This is a genomic window from Psychrobacter faecalis (genome assembly GCF_016107575.1).
Classification (GTDB): Bacteria; Pseudomonadota; Gammaproteobacteria; order Pseudomonadales; family Moraxellaceae; genus Psychrobacter; species Psychrobacter faecalis.
The window spans coordinates 26,901-35,122 of record NZ_JABAST010000031.1; the positions used below are offsets into that span (position 1 = coordinate 26,901).

Genomic DNA, 8,222 nt, shown 5'->3' on the forward strand with positions numbered 1-8,222 from the left:
AGTAACAATAAAATTGTAAATCAACTTTTAACTTGCTCATTTAATATACTTTTTAATACAACATGCCAAATTAATCGACGTATAATCAATGACATCAGGACGTTTTAGCGCTTTTTTGGTAAAAGAATTCTCTTTAGGATTCTAAGAGTGTTTTGAGATTATTGATAGGCTATTTATCAATAAAATTGATATTAAAATAAAGCAAAAATATAGAAGCGATTAAGCTCGAAAGCTAGAATATAAAATCAACGGAATGAGTTATGTATCTTATAACATTAATAATCAAATAATAGGGTTTACTACGATAGTGATAGGCATGCTATTGGATTTTTAGGAGAAACATTATGAAGTGGCAAGACAGACGTGGCAGCTCGAATGTGCGCACCACCAGTGGCGGCGGCAAAATGATTGGTGGCGGTATCGGCGGTATTATCATTGCTGGTATTTTATGGCTGGTGTTTGGAGTCAATCCGATGACCGCCTTGCAAACGGGGCAAGTGATTACGGGTGGCGGCAATACTTCTACCCAGCCTGCTACTAGCGACGACCGTGATACTCGCTTTGTAAAAGTTGTATTGGCGGATACGGAAGAAGTTTGGCATCAGATATTTAACGAGGCGGGGAGTACTTATAAAGAGCCATCATTGATTTTATTTAATGGACAGGTCAGCTCAGCTTGCGGCAGTGCCAGCGCCGCCACAGGGCCTTTTTATTGCCCAGGCGATCAGACGGTGTATTTGGATACGTCGTTCTTTGTAGAAATGCGTCAAAGTTTAGGCATTACTGGCGATGAACAAGGCTCAGGGGATAGCGAAAATCAAGGTAAAGCGGGAGATTTTGCGCAAGCCTATGTCATCTCTCATGAGGTCGGTCACCACGTGCAGACTTTGCTTGGTATTACTCAGCAAGTCAATGAAGCCAGTCGTCAAGTAACACGCGCGCAGGCTAACAAGTTATCCGTCATGCAAGAGTTACAAGCCGATTGTTTTGCAGGCGTCTGGGCGCAGCGCAATCAGGAGCGCGTACAGTTCTTAGAAGCGGGCGATATTGATGAAGCTATCAATGCAGCCAGTCAAATCGGTGATGACCGTTTAGCGCGTGCCGGCGGCGGCGCTGTGGTACCCGATAACTTCACTCATGGCACCAGTCAACAGCGAGTGCAGTGGTTTACCCGTGGTTTAGAGAGCGGTAATGTGCAAGCATGCGATACTTTTAGCGGCGCGCTATAGAGTTTAGTGGTACGTTATAAAGTTCGTGTTGCGTTATAGGAGTATTTAGGTTTTGCTTACCCTATAAACGTAAAAAAGCCTGCAAATCCATTGCAGGCTTTTTTCTTGCTAACTTTTTAATAGTCAGCTATCTTTTTAAAAGACTCATATAATCCATCATCTTAATTAAGATAATGATTTAAACATAGCTAACGAATAGTGATTAACGAGTTTGGTCAAGGATATAAGCACCTGCGCCGCCGATTGCTGCGCCGCCGATTGCACCGCGAGCGATGTCTTTACTATTGCCGCCACTTTTAAGAAGTGCGCCAGCCGCTGCACCAGCAGTTGCGCCTTTAGCAGTGTTGCTCAAGCCGCTGTTATAACCATAACCATTGTTAGCACAACCGCCCATCATCAAAGCTGAGCTTGCAATCGCAGTTAGTGCAAAAGTTTTAGCAAATTTCATGGTATCACCTATTAAGTTGTCAAATTTGAAATCCAATATACAGGATGTATCTAAATATGTCTGTACTACTTTTAATAATAGCTTGTTTGTCTCTATCAAGCCGTAGTAGAAACGCTAAGCTTTGCAAATATACGGTAAATTATGTTACTTCGCTGTATCATTGGTAGGGGTTTTGCTTATAGTTATTGTATTTATAATGATAGTCCGCTAACTGTTTTTTGCAATTGCGTAATTGCAAAACCAAAAAGACCACATAAAGTGGCCTTTTTTAATCTAGCAATCTAGCTAACGATCTAATTTTGTGATTTACGTTTCATTTGCTCAAAGAATTCATCGTTGGTTTTGGCTTCTTTTAAACGATCAAGCAAAAACTCAGTCGCTTGGACACCATCCATCGGTTGTAACAGTTTACGCAATATCCAAACTTTACGTAGTTTATCTTCATCAAGTAGGCGCTCTTCGCGGCGGGTGCCAGATTTTTTGATATTAATCGCAGGGAAGACGCGTTTTTCGGCCAAGTCACGCTCAAGGGTGATTTCTTGGTTACCCGTGCCTTTAAACTCTTCAAAGATAACACTGTCCATTTTACTACCGGTATCAATCAAGGCACTGGCAATAATGGTTAAGCTGCCGCCTTCTTCGACGTTACGCGCCGCGCCGAAAAAGCGTTTTGGACGTTCTAACGCGTTGGCATCCAAACCACCGGTCAATACTTTACCCGATGATGGGATGACGGTGTTGTAAGCACGGGCAAGACGGGTGATAGAATCAAGTAAAATGACCACGTCTTGCTTATGTTCGACCAGACGTTTGGCTTTTTCGATGACCATTTCGGCGACTTGAACATGACGCTGCGGGGGCTCATCAAAGGTTGAGGCAACGACTTCGCCGCGCACGGTGCGCTCCATTTCGGTTACTTCTTCTGGACGCTCATCAATGAGCAAGACGATAAGGTAGCATTCAGGATTATTACGGGTGATAGACTGAGCAATAGATTGCAAGAGCATGGTTTTACCGGCTTTTGGCGGTGCAACGATAATCGAGCGCTGTCCTTTACCAATCGGGGCAATCAGGTCGATGATACGACCAGTCAAATCTTCAGTGGTGCCATTACCAAGCTCTAGCTTTAATTGCTCAGTTGGAAATAATGGCGTTAAGTTCTCAAAAATCAGCTTATGACGCGAGCGATCTGGGGTATCAAAGTTGATTTCGCCAACCTTTAGTAGCGCAAAATAACGCTCAGAATCCTTTGGCGGACGAATGGTGCCCGCGATACTGTCGCCTGTCTTGAGACTAAAACGGCGAATTTGGCTCGGACTGACATAAATGTCGTCAGGACCTGCTAAATAAGAGCCCTCTGATGAGCGTAAAAAGCCAAAACCATCAGGAAGTACCTCAAGCACGCCATCGCCGTAGATGGCTTCGCCGTTACGGGCATGGGTTTTTAAGATAGCAAAGATAATGTCTTGTTTACGGCTACGCGCCATATTATCAAGGCCCATTTCTTTGGCGATGGCCAATAGCTCAGCGATTGATTTTTTCTTTAGTTCAGTAAGATTCATAGATAGGTCATTAGCAGTTGATCAGATGAGAGATGCCATTAGCAGCACAAATCACGACAAGGATTAAACAAAGGGTGTAGGGCGATAGAGGGTATATACACAGGGCTTGGGGTTTATGTAGGATTTGTTTTACATGCCAGCTTATAAGCGCCTTGCAAGACAGTCAGGTACGTTTATAAAAAGTGAAGATAAAGAAGTCTACATAAGAGTCTGCGTCAAAAACTCAATATCAGTAATTGTGTTTAGTCATTGCGTTCAGTAGTGGTGTTTTATAATGACGATTGTGTTTTTGTTGATAAACACGAGGAGAATAGCGACAAGACACTTAGGAAAATGATTAGTTTTCTCTTGTCAGCAGACTATACGGCGTTCAAGACAGCCTTGTCAATAATTTTTGCCAAAAAAGCTATAATATCCAGCTTTTTGCTCAGAAAAGCAGCAAAAAAGCCATTAGCTCAAAAAGATAATGGCTTTTTCAATACGAACTTTATAAACAGCATAGCGCATTCTTTAGAAACGCTATTTTTAACAAACGCCTTTTAGCGATTATTAATTGGCATTTATTAACCGTATTTATAGATGTTTATCTAATACTTTAGCAAGTTCAGCTTTTGGCTGTAAGCCCATGACTGAATCGACTTTTTCGCCATCTTTAAAAACAAATAGTGTCGGGATGTTGCGGATACCAAAACGGCTCGCTGCTTGCGGGTTGTTATCGACGTCGACTTTAACGATTTTAACTTTACCTTGGTACTCGCTCGCCAAATCTTCTAAAATAGGCGCGATGGCTTTACAGGGACCACACCAAGTTGCCCAAAAGTCTACTAGGACTGGCATATCAGATTGTAGGACGTCTTGGTCGAAGTTTGCATCAGTGGTATTAACAATAAGGTCTGACATAATTTATCTCTCTTGTTTTATTATTTCTATCACCAGTCATCATACAATACGGCTGTCATATTCGAGCGATGAGTGGTTAAAGAATGGTTGGGAGGTGGTGAAAATCTGCCATTATATTAACATGTTTGCTCAAAGTTGGCAGATGCAGGCGGGTTAAATTGTTTAACAATTACTATTAGCACAATAAATCGACACATAATGACACAGGTTATGTTTTATCTGTCACCCTAATCTCTTGCGGGTATTATTCTACATCTAGCATGTTTACCGTGTAGCGCCGTTAATATTTCTAAACCCTAATATCATTTATTGCCTTATTAGAATAATCTATTTTTAAACCACCAACCTTTTGATATAAGTAGCCCATTTTTATGCCTTTTACCGATGAAGCAATAGATGCCTTAAACGCTCAAGAAAATGCCTATCCTCTTGCGTTTTTTCAAAAATTTGCCCAAGACATTACCGTCTATGAAGACGATGACATTTGGGTTGTTGATAAGCCCGCCGGACTGTTAAGCGTCGATGGTAAAAGCCTTAAGGTGAGTTTGTTGGCACGACTTGAGCGCGCCAATCCGGCGGTAAAATTGATTCATCGTCTAGATATGGATACTTCAGGGCTACTAATTTTTGCCAAAAATGCCGCCGCGCAAAGCCATATTAGTAAGCAATTCATCGACCGGCTGCCACAAAAAAGCTATCAAGCGCGCGTCTTTGGGGAGTGGCAGCATGTCGGTGCCAAAGGCGAGATATCAGTGCCAGTGCGCTATGAGCCCACGACCAAACCGCGGCATATCGTTGACCATAATTGGTCAAAGCATGCGTTGACACTGTATGAAGTATTGGCGCATGAAGAATGCAACGGTCAGGCCGTCACGCGCGTGCTGTTAAAGCCTGTGACCGGACGCAGTCATCAGCTGCGCGTGCATATGGTGCACGTCGGTCATGTGATGATTGGCGACCCAATTTATGCCGAAGGTGACGCCTTAACGATTGCGCCGAGGCTGAATTTACATGCCCAGCAATTGCGCCTAAAACATCCGACCCTTGGTGCGTGGATGGATTGGGAAAGTCCATGCCCTTTTTAGCCATTCCTCTTTAACAAACTTTTTTAATCAGCCCATTTTAAATAGCTTTTTTTAAATCAATCATGCAAAAACAAGGATCGTATTATGCTTGATATCAATACCGCTAAACAGACGCTTAAACAGCGCTTTAAACCTAAATCATCGTCATCAAAGACGCCCGTCGATTGTGAAGTACTTATCATCGGCGCTGGTATTGCCGGTATCGGTATGGCATGTCGATTGCAGCAGCAAAAGCATAAAGCGCTGTTTGGGCAAAAAAGCTCGAGTCGCTTAAAACAGCGAGCAACAAGAAAGCGGCAAAAAACTAGCCAGCGCTTTATGGTATTAGAAAAACGCGCGGATTTGGGCGGTACGTGGGATTTGTTTACTTATCCTGGTATTCGTTCCGACTCTGATGCTTTGACCTTTGGCTATAGCTTTCGTCCGTGGTTGGACCATCGAGTATTGGCAAAAGGCGGTGATATTAAAAACTATATTGCTGATACGGCGCGCGATTTTGGTATCACTGAACATATCCGCTATCAGCATGAGGTGCAGCAACTGTCTTGGTCAAGCCATAACCAACAGTGGACGGCAACGGTAAAAAACCATGTAAGCGGCGAGGTATTTGCCTTAACGGCAAAGTTTGTCGTCGGTGCTACAGGCTACTATGATTATGAGCAAGGTTATCGTCCTATTTTTGAAAACGAAGCAGATTTCCAAGGTGAAATCATTCATCCGCAGCATTGGCAAAATGTGAATTATGACGATAAAAAAGTCGTCATAATCGGCAGTGGGGCGACAGCGATGACGCTATTGCCTGCCATGGTCGATGAAGCGGGCGAGCAATGCGCGCAGCACGTTACTATGCTACAACGCTCGCCAACCTATGTGGCAAGTGTGCCGGGCGATGATTATGCGCTTGATTGGCTGGCAGGTAAATTTTCGCCGTTATCAAAAACGCAAGCTTATAAGCTACTGCGCGCGCGTAATGTGTTGATGCAACAAGGGACGTATCGAGCGGCGGTGTTTGCGCCCAAGGTGATAAAAGCCTTATTAAAACGTGGCGTGAAAACCGAGTTAAAGGGCAGCGGAGTTGATATTGCGCATTTTATGCCTACTTATAATCCGTGGGATGAGCGGCTTTGTGCGGTGCCAGACAGCGATTTGTTTAAGGCATTACATGGCAAGCGCGCTGCCGTCGTGACTGATCAAATCAGCCACTTTACCAAAACTGGCATCATGCTTGACTCTGGCAAACACCTTGACGCTGATATTGTTGTGACCGCAACGGGGCTAAAGCTGCAAATGCTTGGCGGCGCGAAACTATATATCGATGGACAGGCAATTGATATTGGCAAACGCATGACATATAAGGCGGTGATGATTGAAGGCGTGCCAAATATGGTGGCGCTATTTGGTTATACCAATGCGTCGTGGACGCTGAAAATCGATTTGGCTTGTCAGTATGTGCTGCGCTTGCTCAACCATATGCATAAGCACGGTTATCAGGTGGCAGTGCCACACGCAAAAACTGCGCATAGCGAGGCGCATACGCAGCCAGATACGGTCATGGGCGCGCTATCGGCAGGCTACGTGCAGCGCGCGCAACACGAATTACCGAAACAAGGCGATGTTTATCCTTGGCGGGTGACCAATAATTATCTGAGTGACCGCGTGATGCTTAAATACCGTAAAGTAAAAGACGATTGGTTACGCTTTAGTCGTTAAGTGTTATTAGTGGTTGTCTTTTAATGCTTATCGATAAATTCTGAGACTTGTTTGCTTAAGATTTGCCACAAGGTTTCTTGCGCACTTTTGCTGCCCCAGGCGTTATGCGGACTAAATATCACCCGCGGATGCTTAGCAAGGGTTAATAAAGGGTCGTCTTTGACAATCGGCTCTTGCTCAAATACATCGGTGGCATAACCAATAATTTGCTCGTTGTTAATGGCATCGGTCAGCGCTTGGCTATCGACAATACCGCCGCGGGCGACATTGACAATCAGTGGCTGTTTAGCCATTTTTGCTAAGGTGTCTTTATTAATTAAGTGCTGGGTTTGCTCGTTTAATGGACAATGTAAGCTCAGTACATCAGACTGCGCCAGTACCTCATCGAACGCCGTATAATCCTCATTACGCGGCGCACGCCCTTGATGCTCCGCCCACAATACTGTCATGCCAAAAGCGCGGGCGATGTCGGTGACGCGTTTACCGATAGTGCCAACACCAATAATACCAAGCGTCTTATCTTCCAAATCTATCAGCGGAATATCGAGCAAGCAGAAATTACCGTTATCTTGCCACGTACCGTCCGCAACTTTTTCATGATAATGGATGCCTGCGCGCATGGCCGTTAGCATCAGCATAAAGGTATGCTCGGGCACGCTTTTGACCGCGTAACCAGCGACGTTATATAGCGCAACATTGTGCTTAGCACAGGTATCTTGATCGACGTTGTTCATACCTGTGGCGGTCAGTTGGATAAGCTTAAGCTTAGGCAGATTGGCAATGACGTCAGCGCTGATTTGGACTTTATTGGTAAAGATAATATCGGCATTTTGACAGCGCTCAATAATCAGCTCTTGAGGTGTATCGTCGTAAGTAATGTAGTCAGTCACGCCAGCAGGTGCTGGTAAGTCGACATTGTCAGAAAAAGTACCCTTGTCTAAAAAAACCGCTTGCATGATGTTTCCTTATCTCATTGTTATTTTGGTGGTGTTCTAAAAAGTATGCTGGCATCAGACATAGCCATAATTGACATAGAAGAATACCAAATCAAACACCTTAAAGTGGTTATCAAACTTCTTTGAGAAGCAGCAGGTCTTTCGAACGGCTCGTCGCAATCGGTGTCTAAGGCGACAGTTATTACCTTCTATGCCTACCGTATGCTGCTTGCCGATTTGTTTCTTGTCAGGCTTGAATGCGGTTATAAAGCTATCCCAGTTATCCATGCTAATAGAACTGAACCGCCCCGACTATATCGGAGACTTGATTGCTTGAGTCAGGCAGCTTTGTC

The 8,222-nt window shown here is 44.1% G+C and carries 7 protein-coding genes and 1 pseudogene; 3 read left to right on the forward strand and 5 right to left on the reverse strand.

The window, feature by feature from the left end; genetic code table 11:
- The first annotated feature begins 326 nt into the window (after positions 1-326).
- Positions 327-1,229: a KPN_02809 family neutral zinc metallopeptidase gene (gene ypfJ / locus JFC07_RS09900; RefSeq protein WP_227671255.1), complete on the forward strand. Its 903-nt coding sequence runs from the start codon at positions 327-329 to the stop codon at positions 1,227-1,229.
- A 202-nt stretch (positions 1,230-1,431) separates the two neighbouring features.
- Here the strand turns inward: ypfJ and JFC07_RS09905 are convergent, their stop codons facing one another.
- The 3 genes from JFC07_RS09905 to trxA all read right to left on the reverse strand — a co-directional run bounded on the left by JFC07_RS09905 (position 1,432) and on the right by trxA (position 4,139).
- Positions 1,432-1,677, reverse strand: a complete 246-nt coding sequence (locus JFC07_RS09905; RefSeq protein WP_068403710.1) for a YMGG-like glycine zipper-containing protein — start codon at positions 1,675-1,677, stop codon at positions 1,432-1,434.
- Between the two features lie 293 nt (positions 1,678-1,970).
- The gene (rho, locus tag JFC07_RS09910) at positions 1,971-3,239 is read right to left on the reverse strand and encodes a transcription termination factor Rho (protein ID WP_068403707.1); all 1,269 of its coding nucleotides are present in this window, start codon (positions 3,237-3,239) and stop codon (positions 1,971-1,973) included.
- Positions 3,240-3,812: 573 nt separating this feature from the next.
- Complete coding sequence (gene trxA / locus JFC07_RS09915; protein WP_068403703.1) at positions 3,813-4,139, reverse strand: thioredoxin; 327 nt, start codon at positions 4,137-4,139, stop codon at positions 3,813-3,815.
- A 371-nt stretch (positions 4,140-4,510) separates the two neighbouring features.
- On the opposite strand from trxA, the gene JFC07_RS09920 reads away from it, so the two are divergent.
- A complete protein-coding gene (locus JFC07_RS09920) occupies positions 4,511-5,224 on the forward strand; it encodes an RluA family pseudouridine synthase (protein ID WP_198328954.1) in 714 nt (237 codons plus the stop codon).
- An 84-nt stretch (positions 5,225-5,308) separates the two neighbouring features.
- On the forward strand, positions 5,309-6,934 hold the full coding sequence (locus JFC07_RS09925; protein WP_198328955.1) for a flavin-containing monooxygenase: 1,626 nt from the start codon (positions 5,309-5,311) through the stop codon (positions 6,932-6,934).
- A 20-nt stretch (positions 6,935-6,954) separates the two neighbouring features.
- Here JFC07_RS09925 and JFC07_RS09930 read toward each other — a convergent pair whose 3' ends face one another.
- Both JFC07_RS09930 and JFC07_RS09935 read right to left on the reverse strand, forming a co-directional pair.
- Positions 6,955-7,890 carry a D-2-hydroxyacid dehydrogenase gene (locus JFC07_RS09930; RefSeq protein WP_198328956.1) on the reverse strand — a complete coding sequence of 312 codons (936 nt, stop codon included), beginning with the start codon at positions 7,888-7,890 and terminating at the stop codon, positions 6,955-6,957.
- 54 nt (positions 7,891-7,944) lie between these two features.
- Positions 7,945-8,157, reverse strand: a pseudogene (locus JFC07_RS09935) (IS1 family transposase); the annotation flags it as partial.
- Positions 8,158-8,222: the final 65 nt, after the last annotated feature.